Origin of the sequence: Agrobacterium sp. P15N1-A, from assembly GCF_044626815.1 — a bacterium.
GTDB lineage: Bacteria > Pseudomonadota > Alphaproteobacteria > Rhizobiales > Rhizobiaceae > Agrobacterium > Agrobacterium leguminum.
On sequence record NZ_JBIUPF010000008.1, the window covers coordinates 234,401 to 249,680 of the forward strand.

11 protein-coding genes and 2 pseudogenes are annotated in these 15,280 nt (G+C 60.1%); 4 read left to right on the forward strand and 9 right to left on the reverse strand.

All coding sequences use genetic code 11. The annotated features are described in order from the left end of the window. The first annotated feature begins 64 nt into the window (after nt 1–64). The 4 genes and pseudogenes from ACIK7D_RS24055 (at nt 65) to ACIK7D_RS24070 (ending at nt 3,876) form a co-directional block, all read left to right on the forward strand. Entirely contained in the window at nt 65–1,549 is a 1,485-nt protein-coding gene (locus ACIK7D_RS24055) for a multicopper oxidase family protein (RefSeq protein ID WP_400157629.1), read from the forward strand. Then, nucleotides 1,477–2,225 (forward strand): annotated as a pseudogene (locus ACIK7D_RS24060) (DUF2938 family protein). Before ACIK7D_RS24055 ends, ACIK7D_RS24060 begins: the two are co-directional and overlap by 73 nt. 53 nt (nt 2,226–2,278) lie before the next feature. Next, nucleotides 2,279–3,555: pseudogene (locus ACIK7D_RS24065) on the forward strand (IS3 family transposase); the annotation flags it as partial. Between the two features lie 45 nt (nt 3,556–3,600). Beyond that, nucleotides 3,601–3,876, forward strand: coding sequence for a LysR substrate-binding domain-containing protein (locus tag ACIK7D_RS24070; RefSeq protein ID WP_400157703.1), 276 nt, complete (start codon nt 3,601–3,603; stop codon nt 3,874–3,876). Between the two features lie 365 nt (nt 3,877–4,241). Here the strand turns inward: ACIK7D_RS24070 and acnA are convergent, their stop codons facing one another. From acnA to ACIK7D_RS24115, 9 genes are all read right to left on the reverse strand, one after another. After that, nucleotides 4,242–6,875, reverse strand: coding sequence for an aconitate hydratase AcnA (gene acnA / locus ACIK7D_RS24075; RefSeq protein ID WP_400157630.1), 2,634 nt, complete (start codon nt 6,873–6,875; stop codon nt 4,242–4,244). Nucleotides 6,876–6,884: 9 nt separating this feature from the next. Then, nucleotides 6,885–7,370, reverse strand: coding sequence for a ribonuclease E activity regulator RraA (rraA, locus tag ACIK7D_RS24080; protein WP_400157631.1), 486 nt, complete (start codon nt 7,368–7,370; stop codon nt 6,885–6,887). Continuing rightward, nucleotides 7,367–8,011 (reverse strand): 3-oxo-tetronate 4-phosphate decarboxylase, encoded by a 645-nt coding sequence (gene otnC, locus ACIK7D_RS24085; protein ID WP_400157704.1) that lies wholly within the window; start codon nt 8,009–8,011, stop codon nt 7,367–7,369. The genes rraA and otnC overlap by 4 nt, the downstream gene beginning before the upstream one ends. Beyond that, on the reverse strand, nt 8,011–9,282 hold the full coding sequence (gene otnK / locus ACIK7D_RS24090; RefSeq protein WP_400157632.1) for a 3-oxo-tetronate kinase: 1,272 nt from the start codon (nt 9,280–9,282) through the stop codon (nt 8,011–8,013). Before otnK ends, otnC begins: the two co-directional genes overlap by 1 nt. 9 nt (nt 9,283–9,291) lie before the next feature. Continuing rightward, nucleotides 9,292–9,951, reverse strand: a complete 660-nt coding sequence (locus ACIK7D_RS24095) for an aspartate/glutamate racemase family protein (protein ID WP_400157633.1) — start codon at nt 9,949–9,951, stop codon at nt 9,292–9,294. A gap of 61 nt (nt 9,952–10,012) precedes the next feature. Continuing rightward, nucleotides 10,013–11,089, reverse strand: coding sequence for an ABC transporter ATP-binding protein (locus ACIK7D_RS24100; protein ID WP_400157634.1), 1,077 nt, complete (start codon nt 11,087–11,089; stop codon nt 10,013–10,015). Then, the gene (locus ACIK7D_RS24105) at nt 11,082–12,842 is read right to left on the reverse strand and encodes an ABC transporter permease (RefSeq protein ID WP_400157635.1); all 1,761 of its coding nucleotides are present in this window, start codon (nt 12,840–12,842) and stop codon (nt 11,082–11,084) included. The genes ACIK7D_RS24100 and ACIK7D_RS24105 overlap by 8 nt, the downstream gene beginning before the upstream one ends. Nucleotides 12,843–12,906: 64 nt before the next feature. Continuing rightward, on the reverse strand, nt 12,907–14,004 hold the full coding sequence (locus tag ACIK7D_RS24110) for an ABC transporter substrate-binding protein (RefSeq protein WP_400157636.1): 1,098 nt from the start codon (nt 14,002–14,004) through the stop codon (nt 12,907–12,909). Between the two features lie 112 nt (nt 14,005–14,116). After that, nucleotides 14,117–15,208 (reverse strand): isocitrate/isopropylmalate dehydrogenase family protein, encoded by a 1,092-nt coding sequence (locus ACIK7D_RS24115; protein WP_400157637.1) that lies wholly within the window; start codon nt 15,206–15,208, stop codon nt 14,117–14,119. Nucleotides 15,209–15,280: the final 72 nt, after the last annotated feature.

Genomic DNA, 15,280 nt, shown 5'->3' on the forward strand with positions numbered 1-15,280 from the left:
GTCATAAGGGTTCAAACCTTGAACCCGCGTCAGTCCGATGCCGAGAAAGAATCGAGTTTGACCAATGACACATCTTATTTCACGCCGCGGTTTTCTTGCAGGCTCCACAGCGGCATCTGCTGCGTTGGTCTTGCCTGCCCGCGTTCGAGCGGCCCCCGATGCGATCACGCTCACCGCCACCCAGCGCACGATCGAGGTTGGGGGACGCGCGGCCACTGTCATGGGGCTTGTCAATGCGCAGGGCGGTCTCGGTCTGACGCTCGACCCTGGGCAGCGCTTCCGCGTCGATCTGACCAACGCGCTAGACAGAGAGACGATTGTGCATTGGCATGGCCAGATTCCGCCCAATGCACAGGACGGCGTACCCAACACCAACCCGATGCTGGTGCCAGGCGAAACGCGTGCTTACGACTACGTCGCACGGCCCGGCACCTTCTGGATGCACAGCCATATTCCGGCACAGGAGATCGGTCTTCTGGCCGCACCGCTGATCGTGCGTTCTTCGGCCGATCTCGCCGCTGATCGGCAAGAAGTGGTGTTGTTCCTGCACGACTTCTCGTTCAAGGCGCCTGATGACGTGCTCAGGGAAGTAACCGGTGGAGCGGGCATGAACCATGCCACGATGGGCCATGGCGATGCACGGGAATCGGGAGCTATGCCGGGAGTGTCCGGCATGATGGGCAATAATAATATGCAGGGCATGGGCGGAATGATGGGGATGGGGTCCATGAAGATGGACCTGAACGATTTCGACTTTGACGCTTATCTGGCCAACGATCGCACGCTCGACGACCCCGAGGTGGTGCGGGTCGACCGCGGTGGGCGGGTTCTCCTGCGCGCGGTGAACGCCTCGGCCATGACTTCCTTCTGGATCGACCTCGGGGCCGTGCGCGGACGGCTCGTCGCCACTGATGGCGAAGACTGCGTGCCACATGAAGCAAGCCGCTTCGGCTTTGCACCGGCCCAGCGGCTCGACATCGAAATCGACATGCCGGCGGACAGGTCTGCGCTGCCTGTGCTTTGCCTACGGGAAGGTGCAAGGGAACGGACGGGCGTTATCCTTGCGGCCGCAGGCACGTCCATCGCCCGTATTGCCGGCGTGTCGGACACGGAACATCCGGCCTTCTCTGGTGATCTCGCCCAGGAAGCAGCATTGCGCGCGGTGACACCGTTGGCACCGCGGGAAGTCGCTCGACGTCACAATGTTATGCTCGGTGGCTCGATGATTCCCTATCGGTGGACAATAGACGGGCAGAGCTGGGGCAATCATACTCCCCTCCCGGTCCGCACCGGCGAGCGGGTGGAAATGACTTTCCACAACATGTCCATGATGGCGCATCCCATGCACCTGCACGGCCATGTCTTTCAGGTCGTCGGTGTCGGCATGCGGCGCATCGCAGGTGCGTTGCGCGACACCCTCCATGTGCCGCCGATGAGCGTGGTTACCATCGCATTCGATGCCGGCGAAGCCGCACCATGGATGTTCCACTGTCATCACATGGGTCATATGGAGTCTGGAATGGTGACAGAGCTTCAGGTGCAGGCCTAGCCGCAAGGTCACCTGGTTTTCATTGGTTTCCCTCGCACCGGCAGGACCTGCCGGGCGAACTGTCACCGCGCTTGTGGCGCCTCTGCCTGCATGTGGCTCCGCTCGATAGCGGGACAAAAGACTATGGTGCCGTGAGGCATTCAAATAGCGAATGGAGGCATATATTGGCTACCGAAATTGAGATCGTCTTGAAAGCTGGGGGAATAGGCGTCGGCGGCACAGCAATACTTGATCTGTGGGCCTTCCTATTGCAGCGGCATTTTCAATGCTCCGGCGACAAACTGGGCAATGGTCGGTCGCTGGATCGGCAATATGCTCAAAGGGCAATTGATCCAGGAGAACATGACCAAAGCCGCTCCGTTCGGGGCGAAAGCGCAATCGGGTGGACAGCACATTACGTCATAGGCAGCGGATATGGCCTGCTACTTGCAGATCTTTGGGTGCGGAATGGTTGAAACAACCGACAATCCTTCCGCCGATGATCCTGGCGATTGGCCTCCTCGTCGCGCCCTACTTCATCATAATGCCCGGTATGGGCATGGGCGTGGCGGCATCCAAGACGCCAAAGCCCAACGTGGCACGGCTGAAGAGTGTCGTGGGACACTCCGTCTTCGGCCTTGGCATGTATGCGACGGCGCTTCTGTTCACGGCCGCGTTTGACCCAAGTGCTCTGTAGGGGGAAAGCGTTGGGGATGCGGACGAAAACTTGGACCACCAAGGAGGTAGTTCATGTATTCCTACGCAGACAGACTTCGAGCCGTTGAGCTTTACATCAGGCTTGGCAAGCGGGTTAAGGCGACCATTCGCCAGCTGGGATATCCCACCAAGAATGCGCTGAGGGGCTGGTACCGCGAGTACGTACAGCATCTCGACCTGCGTACTCAGCCGGTAGCGCGAGTGCCAAAAATATTCCGAGGCTCAGAGGCAGGCGGCACTTGAGCACTTTCGCACCCACGATCGTTGCATCTCTGCGACGATGAGGGCACTTGGCTATCCCGGACGAGGGACACTGACCGCATGGGTTCGGGAGGCATTTCCCGAGACGCGAACATCGTTGGTCGGGCGATCGTGGCGCCCTGGCTATTCCGACGAGGTCCGGCAAGCTGGGGTCATCGGGCTATGCAGTGGAGATGAAAGCGCTCAACAGGTCGCTGACCGGCTGGGCGTCTCGCGGCCGACATTGTACAGCTGGAAGGACCAGCTTCTCGGTCATGAGGCCCCATCATACATGAAACGCCGCAAAGCAAACTCCAAGGTGCCTGAACGTGAGGAGCTCGAGCGAAAGCTTGAAGCTCTCCAGCGTGATGTTCGCCAGTTGCAACTCGAGCATGATCTCCTGAAGAAGGCCAACGAACTCATAAAAAAAGACCTGGGCGTCGATCTGCAGATCCTGAGTAATCGGGAGAAGACACAGCTGATCGACGCCCTTAAGGAACTTTATCGCTTGCGAGAACTACTCGCCCAGCTGCGAATTGCCCCAGGCTCCTATTTTTACCATCGCACGCACATTTGTCTGGCAGACAAGTATGCGGCCGTCCGGCACAGCCTTGCGGAAATCTTTGAAGAGAACCGTCGTTGCTATGGCTATCGCAGACTACAGGCGTCGCTGGCCAAGCGGAGCGTAATAATCTCGGAAAAGGTTGTGCAGCGGTTGATGAAGCAAGAGCAGTTGGTCGTCGCCAGACCGCGTCGACGGCGTTTCGGATCATATCTGGGAGAAATCAGTCCGGCACCCGAAAACCTGATCAATCGGGACTTCCATGCAGAAGCGCCGAACGTGAAATGGCTGACAGACATCACCGAGTTCCAGATTCCAGCCGGGAAGGTGTACCTTTCTCCTATCATCAACTGCTTCGACGGCATGGTCATCAGTTGGTCGATTGGAACGCAACCAGATGCGAGCCTTGGTCAATACCATGCTGGACGCCGCCATCGAGACCGTGACCGACGCTGCGGAACGGCCAATCGTCCATTCCGATCGCGGAGCCCATTATCGCTGGCCCGGTTCCTGGCCGGATTGGCCGCTGGCCAAGGATGGAACGAAGGCATCGATCCGACCACAGGGGCCTCATGTCTCTGACAACTCGGAGCTACTCCTTGTGGCCGCGGTGCAGGGAGCGGGCATCATTCTCGTTCCGGATTGGCTCGTCGACAATCAGACGAAGTCGGGACAACTTGAGGAAGTTCTCCACGGCTGGGCGGGTGATGCCGACTTTGGCGTGTTTATCGTTTTACCGCCGGGGCGAATGATCCCGGCCAAGACAAGAGCGTTCATCGAATTTTTGTCGCGTTCGCTCAAAAATAGCTGGTGTCTGGGCGCTAAGTAACGAGCGGCGCGGGCGAAGCCTGACCGGTTGCCTGGACGGCCGAGGAAACTCGATATTGCATTCCTCCGCTCAGGATTACCGTTGCAAGCAACGCACGCGCTGTTCGCCTTAGTAGGACAGCGGACGACGTTCTATTATGGCTACGGACAGGCGCAGACGAGCTTGACGTTGCTCCGCATATGAGAGACGCGCTATTGCTTTGCCACGAAGTAGTAGCTGGCTCCTAAAATCCTAGGGGATATTAACTTGCTATTCCAATAACTTAGTTCCATCAGTGCGCTTATGCGATTCTTGACGACCAGCGCCTCGATGGATGTAAACCGTTGACCCGTAATTAAAATCCGTGGATGCGTGACCGGCGATCGTTAAACGCTTAAAGTCCGATGCTCCGCCATCCGCATAGATATATTAATCTTATCACGTACAATCAGAGGCAGTATTCCACCGGCTTTCAGCGTCTCCACCTCCGCCATTGTCTCAATTGCGGCTGTTGCCACGAAGGAGAGATCTCCGCGGCCGGCGCGCCGGATCGTCACGGGGATCGGGCTCCGAGGGAAAACGCGGTCGATCTCGGCGTCGATTTCCAGAGTGTGCCCTGATTTGAGATCGAGCGCTGTCGACCCGAACTCCGGAGGGAGCCGCATCGGCAATATGCCCATCCCGATAAGATTGGAACGATGGATGCGCTCAAAGCTCAGGGCAAGGACGGCACAGACACCTAGGAGCGAAACCCCCTTGGCCGCCCAGTCCCGTGAAGAGCCCATTCCGTATCGATCGCCGGCAACGATGACGACGCGCTGACGTTCCGCGGCGTATCGTTGTGCCGCATCCCATAGGGGCAGGATCTCCTGCGATGGCCAGTGGATGGTGGAGCCTGGAGGAATATTGTCTCCCAGAGTGTTGCGCACGGCCCTGTTGGTGAACAGTCCGCGGGCCATGGCTTCCCAGTTGCCGCGCCTGGAGGCGTAGACATTAAGGTCCTTCGGATTGTCGCCCATCGCGGTCAGGTACACGCCTGTTTCGCTTGCCGCCGGGATCGCGCCGGCGGGCGAGATATGATCCGTCGTGATATCATCGCCGAGAACGAGCAACGGATGGGCCGTGTAGTGTCCGAGCAGGCTGCCTTCGCCGAACCTGGCGAAGGGAGGCCGGCGAATGTAGGTTGATGTATCATCCCATGGGAAAAGCGTTGTTTCGGGCGCATCGAGGTCCCGCCACATTCGACTGGCTTCTGCTTCGGCATAGGCCGGCGTGACATCGTTGCTGTCGGTTGCGAGCGCAAGAGCGTCGTCGATCTCCGCGCTTTGCGGCCAGAGCATTGCCAGCGTGACAGCTTCGCCATCCGATGAATAACCGATGGCGTCGCTCATGATGTCGATCTCGACGGTCCCGGCCAGAGCAAAGGCGATCACCATGGGCGGTGACGCCAAGAATCCGGCTTCGAGCTGGGGATGAACCCTGCCCGGAAAGTTCCGGTTTCCGGAGAGGACGGCGACAGGGAGGATGCCGCGTTCTGTCATTGCTTTGCTGATCGGCTCCGTCAGTGGACCGGAATTGCCTATGCAGGTCGTGCAGCCATAACCCACGATGCCGAAACCGACAGCTTCCAGATCTTCGAGCAAACCGGCCCGGCGCAGATAACGCTCCGCCGTCGGTGAGCCAGGGGCGAGCGAGGTCTTGACCCAATGCGGTGGCCGCAGGCCGTAGGTGCGAGCCTTTCGAGCCAGCAGCCCAGCCGCGATCACCAGTCTCGGGTCGGATGTGTTGGTGCAGCTGGTGATGGCCGCGATCGCTACCGCACCGTCATTCGGCTGGTCCGGGATGGAGATCGCATTCTTCTTCATCGAAGCGATGGCCGCTTTCGTGCCGCTCACCGGCAACCTGTCCTGTGGGCGAGTTGGTCCTGCCAGGCTGGGCTCGACACTGGTAAGCTCGATCTCGATCGTGCTCGTGTAGCGCGGCGCGGTATCCGGATCGAACCACAGCCCGACGCGACGACAATAGCTCTCGACGAGATCAATTTGCTGCTCGGTGCGACCCGTTGCGCGCAGATATGCAAGCGTCTTTTCATCGATCGGGAAATAGCCGCTGTTGCCGCCGAATTCCGGCGTCATATTTGCAACAACGGAACGGTCGCCCGCAGTCAGTGTCGAGACGCCGGGGCCGTAGAACTCGACATACTTGTCTTGCAGATCGGTCTTGCGCAGGATATGCGTCACGACAAGCGCGAGATCCGTTGCCAGCACGCCCTCTTTCAGCCGTCCCGTAAGCCGCACGCCCACGACATCGGGAACGCGCAGGGCAACCGGCTTGCCGAAGAAAACGCTTTCGGCTTCCAGACCGCCAACGCCCCAGGCGAGAACGCCGATTCCGTTGATCATCGGCGTGTGGCTGTCCGTCCCGATCAGCGTATCCGGCATCGCCCAGTGCCGGCCGTCGCTTTCGCGGGTCGCCACTACTGTCGCCAGTTTTTCGAGATTGAGGGTGTGCATGATGCCCGTGCCGGGCGGATGCACCCGGAAATCATCTAGCGTGTTGGTTGCCCATTTCATGAAGCGATAGCGTTCCGCGTTACGCTGGAACTCGCGTGTCATGTTGCGCTCTAACGCGCCGGCTTCACCGAACACATCAACCCCTATGGAATGGTCGGTGGAAACATCGACCGGAACGACGGGGTTCAGAAGCGCCGGATCGCCGCCAGCTTCGGCGAGGGCCGAACGCATGCCGGCGATATCCACCAGCGCGGGACCGCATGTCGTGTCGTGCATCAGGACGCGACCGGGCAGAAACGGGATTTCCCGCTCGCTCGTCCCGGTTTCCAGCCAGTCAAGGATCGCCTGTTTCGCGGCATCCGCCTCCTCGCCTGCCGTGCGCAACACGTTTTCGAGCAAGATGCGGTGGATGTAGGGCAGCCGCGCCAGCGCATCCCCCGCCTCGGCGGGCAGGTCTATGATGTCGTAGCGTGACGAACCGGCGGTGATATTGGCAATTGCGGTCATGGCGTCGTTTCACCCGCGTTCCGCATCGAGACGCTTGGCGGCGACCAGAATGCCGTCGCTGTCGCCATAGAGATATTCGCCCGGCCGGAACGTGACGTTGCCGAAAGTGACGGGCACAGACACCTTTCCAACACCATCCTTGGACGACTTCTTGGGCGACATTGCGAGGCAGAAGGCCGCGACATCCATGGCATCGATCTCGGCGCTATCGCGCACGGAACCGTTGATGACGATACCGGCCCAATCATTCTGCTTGAGGATCAGGGCGATCTGGTCACCGAGCAGGGCGAGTCGCGTGGAGCCACCGCCATCGACAACCATCACCCGGCCGCGACCCGGCTTCTGCAGTTCCGCCTTCAGAAGCGCATTATCCTCGAAGCATTTGACGGTCTCGATCTCGCCCGAAAACATCCTCTTCTGTCCAAGCTTGAAGAAGGGCAGGTCGCAGAAGGAAACGTCGTCACCGAATGCGTCGACCAGATCGGCAGTTTTCATGATTTAAGTCCTTCGCCGAAAACGGCTTTCAGTTCCTGAACATTGTCGTTCGTCAACATCCTGACGGGCGCACCACGCAGCATGACCAGCAGCTTGGCGGTCTCCTCGAGTTCCTCGCTGGCGTAGACGGCGGACTCGATATCCTTGCCCGTGACCACAGGCCCATGATTGGCCAGCAGCACGGCGGCATAGGCGCCTTTGAGTTCGCGGATAAGATCGCCCGCCTTTTCATCGCCGGGGCGCACATAGGGGATCAGCCGAACGCGGCCGACACGCATGACGACGTAGGGGGTCAAAGGCGGGATGCAGTCTTCCGGGTCGGTGTCCTGAAGACAGGACAGCGCCGTTGCATAGGTGGAATGAAGATGGACGACTGCGCCGGTCTGTTGGCGGGTTTCATAGAATGCCCGGTGCAGGAAGATTTCCTTGGACGGCTTGTCGCCGGACAGGTGGTTGCCGTTGTGATCGAGCTTGCTGATCCGCGCCGGATCGAGAAAGCCAAGGCACGAATTTGTCGGCGTCATCAGGATGCCATCCTCGACGGCGGCGCTGATATTGCCGGCGGAACCGACCGAGAAGCCGCGATCGAACAGCGATTTCGACAGCCGGACGATATGCTCGCGGGTCTTGCTTTCTGACATCATCGGCCGGCCAGCCTTTCCAATGCTTTCGTGAAGAAATCAGGCGCACCGAAGTTTCCGGACTTCAGCGCAAGCGCGATCGGTTGATCGCCACCCGATAGAAGCACCGGCACGCCGGGATCGATTTCCGGACCGATCGTCAGCGCCCCGAGATCGAGGGCGGAAACGACCGCGCCGGATGTTTCGCCGCCGGCGACAACAAGGCGGCGGGTCCCCGATGCCACAAGCTTCTGCGCGGTCTCGGCAAAAAGAGCATCCAACCGATCCGCAACAACCTGCCGGCCGTAACGCTCCTGCAAGGCGCCAACCTCCTGCGGCGTGCCGGAGGAATAGACGAGCGGGGCCTTGCCACGATGATGGATCAGGAAGTCCAGCAGCGTGTCTGCGGTGGTCTCGCCGGTCATGATGGAATGCACGTCGATCGGAAGACTGGGGTGGTTGCGGCTGTGAATTTCCACCTGCTCCCTGGTCGCGCCGGAGCAGCTGCCGGCGAGGATCGCTTCCGGCCCTTCCATGCCGACGGAGCCACCGGAATTGCCTTTTGCGAGGCCTCCGCGGATGAAATTGGCGCCGAGACCGATGGCGATGCCCGATCCCCCGGTGACCAGCCGGTGACCGGCAATGGCCGTGCCGATGGTGACAAGATCGTCGTCAGATGTGGCATCGACGATGACGAGCGTTTCATCGGCGGAGGAAGCCGCGTCGAGCGCGTCGCGAACCGCGTCCGCCCCCTTTCGTACGGTCGCCTGCGTCACGAGGCCAACCTTGCCCGCCGTCTGTCGCGTCAGCCATCTGCGGATGTCCGGATCGGTCATCGGGTTGAGCGGATGGTTCTGCAGGCCCGATTCATTCAGCAGCCGATCCTTCACGAAAAGGTGGCCCATATAGACGGTACGGCCTGCACCCGGAAAAGCTGGGCATGCCACCACACCCTTAACGCCGAGCGCCTTGGCGAGCGCTTCGCCTACTGGGCCAATATTGCCTTCCGGCGTGGAATCGAACGTGGAGCAATATTTGAAGACGATCTGCCGGCAGCCTTGGGCCAGCAGCCAGGTAAGCGCCGCCAGCGATTGTTCGATTGCCTGTTCCGCCGGGATCGACCGGCTCTTCAACGACACAACTCCCGCCTCGATATCGACGGGCGCATCCTTGAAAGGGATACCAAGAAACTGCGCGGTCTTCAGGCCGCCCTGACCGGGGAGGCCCTTGGAGATCGTGTTGGCGATATCGCTCGCCCCGGTAAAATCGTCAGCAATAACGCCGAGCAACATGATGAGACCTCAAGCCTTCAGCAGATGTTTCAGTTTGGCGACGGCGGCATCCGGGCTTGTCAAAACCCGAATATCCGTGACGTCCTGCACCGGTTTCAGCGCGCGCGCCGTCGAGAAATGGGCAAGCGTGATCGCGTCGAAGCCTTCGAGCTTCGCAGCTGCCTCCGCCACCAGCCGGTTATGAGTTTCGACATCCCCTGCCTTCACCGCCTCAATGGCGCCATCGACAAGAATGCTTTCGATATCCGCCGAAACCTTCAGTCGGTCCGCCTCCTCGCGAAACTCCACCTCCATGCCCTCCCGCGCCGGGGGGAAGGTGTAGAGCATCGCGGTGCGGCCCCCATTGCGGATCGCGGCCTCAAACATCGCCTCATTAGGTTTCAGGACCGGGATATCGACCGTCGTTGCGGCGTGCTCGATCGCCCGCCCAAACGCGGAGCAGGTGAAAAGCACGGCCTCGCAGCCGGTGGAGCGTGCATATTTCGTCAGGGCCACGATCCGATCGGTCAGCGCTTCGGTGATGTCAGCCACCTTGGCGCGATCCGGCGAGAGGCTGTCTTCGAGAATATTGATCGGCTCCGCCTGCGGCCAGGAGGATGCGAATGCGGCCTTGATCGGATCAATGGCGATGGTGGTTGCGTGGATGAGCGCGATACGGGGACGGTTCATGGGATCACCAGAGAAAGAGTGGCGGCCATCCGGGAGGACGAACGGCCGCCGGGAAGGGCACTCACTTCTGAGCGCCGGAGAACACCCAGATGCTTTCCTGCGGAATCTGTGCCCAGACCTTGCCTGTCGCCATGCGCTTGGTGCCATGCGCCTTGGCAACGAAATCACCGCGGCTGAGGCGATATTCCCAGCGATCGCCCAGATAGATGCTGTCATCGAGCTGCATCTCGATGCCGTCGGTTGCTGGCGTGTCGCTGACCTTGATCTGCTCGACGCGGATGACAGCGCGGGCATCCTGCGACTGGCCGAGGCCGGCCGCTTCTCGCACGGTGCCATTCAGGGACCAACCGTTGCCGCCAATGACGGCTGATTTGCCGTCGACTGTCTGGACCTTGCCGCTGACGATGTTGTTGGCGCCGAGGAAGTCGGCGGAATAGAAGCTGTTCGGGTTGGAATAGATCTCCTGCGGTCCGCCCTGCTGGACGATGCGGCCATCCTGCAGCAACAGGATGTTGTCGGCGGCAGCCAGCGCCTCGCCCTGATCGTGGGTCACCAGGATGGCGCAGATCTGCAGGTCGAGGATCAGCTTGCGGATCCAGTAGCGGGCCTCTTCGCGCAGCTTGGCGTCGAGGTTGGACAGCGGCTCGTCAAGCAGCAGCACGCGCGGCTCATAGACCAGCGCCCGGCAGATCGCCACACGCTGCTGCTGGCCACCCGAGAGCTGCGACGGATACCGGTCGGCCAGATGGCCGAGACCCATCCGGTCAAGGATTGCCTGCACCCGCTTGCCGATGTCGGCCGGCGAGACATTGCGCAGTTTCAGGCCGTAGCCGACGTTTTCCTTGACGGTGCGGTGCGGCCACAGCGCATAGCTCTGGAAGACAAGGCCGATATTGCGCTGCTCGGGCGGCAGCGCCAGCTTCTTGTCGCCATCGAGAACTGTCTTGCCACCGATGACGATGGTGCCGATTTCCGGCTGTTCCAGACCGGCGATGCAGCGCAACAGCGTGGTCTTGCCGCTGCCGGAGGCACCAAGCAGGGCGACGATGGAGCCACGCTCGGCGGTGAAGGAGGCACCCTTCAGGATCTGCAGGCCGCCCAGCCACTTCTGGACATTGTTGACGACGAGTTCAGTCATGGATTTTTGCTCCCAGTCTAAGGGCGAGTGCGAGGCCTGCGCCGGTCAAGACAACACTGATGAGGGAAAGGGCTGCGATCGTGTTCATGGCGCCGGTCTGCAGAAGCGAGACCATCAGCGAGCCGATGACTTCGGTGCCGGCACCCATCAAGTAGACACCTGTCGCATATTCGCGAAGGAAGATGATCATGATCAGCGCCCAGGCGCCGGCCAGACCAGGACGAACGATCGGGATGACGACGTCCTTCCATGTGCGGCCGATGGTGGCACCAGTCGTGCGAGCCGACTCCTCGAGTTCCGGCGCAACTTGCAGCAAGGTGCTCTGCAGGAGCCTGAGCCCGTAGGACAAGCCGACCACCACATAGGCGACGAAGATGCTGACCAGAGTCGGACGCAGCGGCGTCAAGAGGGGCACGAACAGGAAGACCCAGAAGAAGGCAAGGCCAATGACGAGGCCCGGGAGGGCACGCGGCAGAAGGACGATATAGTCCAGCAGCGTGTTTGATGCGCCCCAGTTCCGGTGTCCGGCAAGGCCGACCATCAGATAGATGCCAACCGCAACGGCGCCGCCAACAACCGACAAGAGGACGGTATTGATGATGCCCCGCAGCAGGCTCGGCACTTCAAGCAAGTGGTCAAAATTCGCCAGGGTGAGATGGGCAAAGAGGTTCACGCCTTCACCCCAGGCATCGACAAAAGCACGCACCGCAATGCCACCGATCGGCAGGATGACGGAAACGAACATCCAGAAACCAATGATCGACAAGGCGATCACCTGTCCTCCGGTCCCGAGCTTCAGGGTTGCCACACGGGCACCTTTGCCACCCATCGCAACGAATTTTCGTGCATTACGCAGTAGGCGGCGTTGCATCCAGACGAGCGGCAGCGTGATCAGGATCAGGACGACGGCAACAACGGCCATCAGCTGGTAAGTCGGCGTGCCGAACAGGGTCGTGAGCTTGTAGATATAAGTTGTGAGGACCATAATGCCGTTCGGATCACCCAGTACGAGCGGAATGCCGAAGGTCTCAAAGCCCAGCAGAATATTGAGCGAAGCCGCAAAGATCAGCGATGGCAAAACCATCGGAAGCGTCACGTCGCGCGACACTTGCCAGATCGATGCTCCAGTGGTGCGAGCAGCTTCTTCCAGATCGGATGGCAGATTGCGCATCGATGCCGACACGTAGAGATAGACATGCGGAACGTGGCTCAAACCAGCGATGACGATCATGCCCGGCAGGCTGTAGATGTTCCATGGAACGAAGCCGATCACCCCCCGAACGAACAGCGACACGAAACCGGTCGGGCCAACAGAGACGGTATAGCCGAAGGCAAGAACGATCGACGAAATGAACATCGGCACAAGAACGAGGATCTCGAGCAGCCGCTTGCACTTGATATCCGTGCGGGTGATCAGGAAGGCGAGCAGCCCGCCGAGCGGCACGGCGATCGCCACCATGCCAAAAGAGAAGACGGCGGTCGTGCCCAGCGCCTTGTAGAAATTCTTGTCGGAAAAGACGTAACGGTAGGCATCGAGACCGAGCTTCGCCCGTGGGCTGAAGAAGGCAGCCGACAGGAAGCTTTGGTAGATGATCAATCCGACGGGGGCCAGGACAGCAAGCGCCAACAGACCGATGACAACGGTGCGATAGATATTCGCGTTTCCATGACGCGGCATCTTCGCAGGGTATTTTTTCTCGGCCGCCGCCTTCGTCATCGGAAGGGCTGCCGGCGCTTGTGCATGGGTAGACATAATCGCCTCTCACAAGGGAAATCGAAGCTGCGGCGCGACCATACGCGCCGCAGCAGAAGAGACATCAGCGACCGAGCGCGGCCTTCCAGTCGTTCAGGAACTGAACGCGCTTCATCTGGTCCATGTATTCGAGCACGCCTTCATCGACGGCGATCGGCTTCAGGCCGCCGCCGACACGCTCGTTGAGCGTCTTGATATTGAGGCCGGCGGTCACGTCTTCACGCACCGAAGGCAGCCCGCCTTCGGCCAACATCGACTGACCTTCCTTGGACAGCATGAAATCCACGAAGAGCTTGGCGGCATTCGGATGCGGCGCGCCCTTGGTCACGAGGGCAAGACGCGAGAAAGCCGGCGTATAGTCGGTCGCGAAGTGCACCCCGAGATTCGGGCTTTCCTTGACCCAGTCGAGCGCATAGGAGCCGATAATGTTGATGGCGATGACGTTTTCGCCGGAAACAACGGTTTCCTTCATGCCGCCGGAGCTGGAATAGATTTTTACGCCATCTTCGCCCATTGCCTTGGCGAGATCCCAGAAATCGGGACGGTTCTTCGCGTCGTTCGAATGGTTGAGGAAGCCGGAACCACTCTTTTCCGGGTCGAAGGTCGCGACCTTGCCCTGCAGCTCGCCCTTGTTGTCCTTCAGGAAGGTGATGAGATCGGCATAGGTTTTCGGGAGCTTATCTTCGGTCAGCGCTTTGGTGTTATAGATCACGCCGATTGGCTCGATCGTCGTGGCATAAAGCGTGTCTTTGTAGTTCGCCCACTGGGGAAGATGAGAGGCTTCGGGAGATTTGTACTCGACGCCGTACCCGTCCTGGATCAGGGTCATCTGCAGATCCATCGCAGAACTCCAGACCACATCGGCGGTAACCTGGCTTGCCGCGGCTTCCGAAATCACCTGGTTGTAGGCGCCATTGGTGCCAAGATCGTTATAGGCGATCTTGATGCCGTATTTTGCCGTGAAGGCATCCTGCAGCTTCTGTGACTGGGCGGCGTCGGTTGAAGTGTAGATCGAAACCGTGCCCTCCTTCTTCGCCGCCTCGATGATGGCGGCGTAGTCGGCAGGATAACCGGCCGGGACGTCCTGCGCCCCCGCAGAGATTGCCGAGAAGCCAAGTAGCGCGGTTGCAGCGGCAAGGCTTCGAACTGTCTTCGTGTTCATGCTCTTCTCCCATGTTGTGCCCGCGCTGAACGCTCCTCCGGGCGACCATCCAAGGACGACTATCCGCCCTTGGATATATTTTTGGCTTTTTGGCCGTCTTTATCCGATAGCCTTAAGCGACTGCGGACACTTTCTCGCCACTACCGCGGATTGCCTTGGCAACCGCCGAACCGAATGCGTCCGTGTTGACGTTGCCACCAAGGTCGCGTGTGCGGGTGGCCGGGTTTGCGAGAACTTCGTCGACCGCCCTTTCGATTTCCGCGCCGGCGGCTTCAAACTGCGGCAGGCCACGCTGCTCACCGAGCCAGCTCAGCATCATGCCGACGGAGAGGATGAGCGAGGTCGGGTTGGCGATATTCTGGTTTTGGATATCCGGTGCAGAACCGTGCTGTGCCTGGGCGCAGACAAGGCCGGTCTCGGCATTGGCGTTGATCGAACCGGCAAGACCGAGGCTGCCGGAAAGCTCGCTGGCGAGGTCGGACAGGATGTCGGAATAGAAGTTCGTCGCAACGATCACGTCGAAGCGCGAGGGATCGCGCACCAGATGGGCAGCCATCGCATCAATGATGAACTCGTTGAGCGTGACTTCCGGAAACTCGGCCGCAACCTTGCGAACCTGCTGCAGGAACAGGCCATCCGTCAGGATGAAGTTGTTCGCCTTGTGAACAGCCGTCACCTTCTTGTTGCGCTTCATAGCAAGGATGAAGGCCTGGCGCGCAATGCGCTCGCAGGCCGATGCCGTGATCTTGCGGACCGACAGAGCGACATCCGGCGTCGGCATGAACTCGCCCGTGCCGGCATACATGTTGCGGTCGGGATAAAACCCTTCCGTCGCCTCGCGCATGATGACGAGGTCCATCTTCTTGGCATCGTTGAGGAACGGACGCGAGCGCGCCGGCCGGACGTTTGCATAGAGGTCAAGCTTGACGCGGAAGCCAGCCGAAACGTTGACGCCGCCCTTGTCGCGCGCCGGATAATCCATGTGCGACTGAGGTCCGAGAATGACGCCATCAAAGGTGCGGGCACGCTCGATGGTTTCGTCGCGAAGCGTGGTGCCGAACTTTTCGAGGCTCACAAAGCCGGTGTCTTCGAAATGATAGTCGAGCCCGAGCGAGAAGGCAGCATCGGTCGCCTTCAGCACCTCCATCGTCGCGGCGGTGATTTCCGGGCCGATGCCGTCGCACGGCGTCACAAAGATCTTCATTGATTGCTCTCCCATGAGAGCGACGCACGGATACGTCGCTGAATGTCACGAGAGATTATTGGCTTTTCCGGC

Bases quoted from the DNA above. Each gene is read 5' to 3' on its own strand.
- ACIK7D_RS24055 (WP_400157629.1), top strand. From the start codon at position 65: ATGACACATCTTATTTCACGCCGCGGTTTTCTTGCAGGCTCCACAGCG.
- acnA (WP_400157630.1), bottom strand. From the start codon at position 6,875: ATGACCGCAATTGCCAATATCACCGCCGGTTCGTCACGCTACGACATC.
- rraA (WP_400157631.1), bottom strand. From the start codon at position 7,370: ATGAAAACTGCCGATCTGGTCGACGCATTCGGTGACGACGTTTCCTTC.
- otnC (WP_400157704.1), bottom strand. From the start codon at position 8,011: ATGTCAGAAAGCAAGACCCGCGAGCATATCGTCCGGCTGTCGAAATCG.
- otnK (WP_400157632.1), bottom strand. From the start codon at position 9,282: ATGTTGCTCGGCGTTATTGCTGACGATTTTACCGGGGCGAGCGATATC.
- ACIK7D_RS24095 (WP_400157633.1), bottom strand. From the start codon at position 9,951: ATGAACCGTCCCCGTATCGCGCTCATCCACGCAACCACCATCGCCATT.
- ACIK7D_RS24100 (WP_400157634.1), bottom strand. From the start codon at position 11,089: ATGACTGAACTCGTCGTCAACAATGTCCAGAAGTGGCTGGGCGGCCTG.
- ACIK7D_RS24105 (WP_400157635.1), bottom strand. From the start codon at position 12,842: ATGTCTACCCATGCACAAGCGCCGGCAGCCCTTCCGATGACGAAGGCG.
- ACIK7D_RS24110 (WP_400157636.1), bottom strand. From the start codon at position 14,004: ATGAACACGAAGACAGTTCGAAGCCTTGCCGCTGCAACCGCGCTACTT.
- ACIK7D_RS24115 (WP_400157637.1), bottom strand. From the start codon at position 15,208: ATGAAGATCTTTGTGACGCCGTGCGACGGCATCGGCCCGGAAATCACC.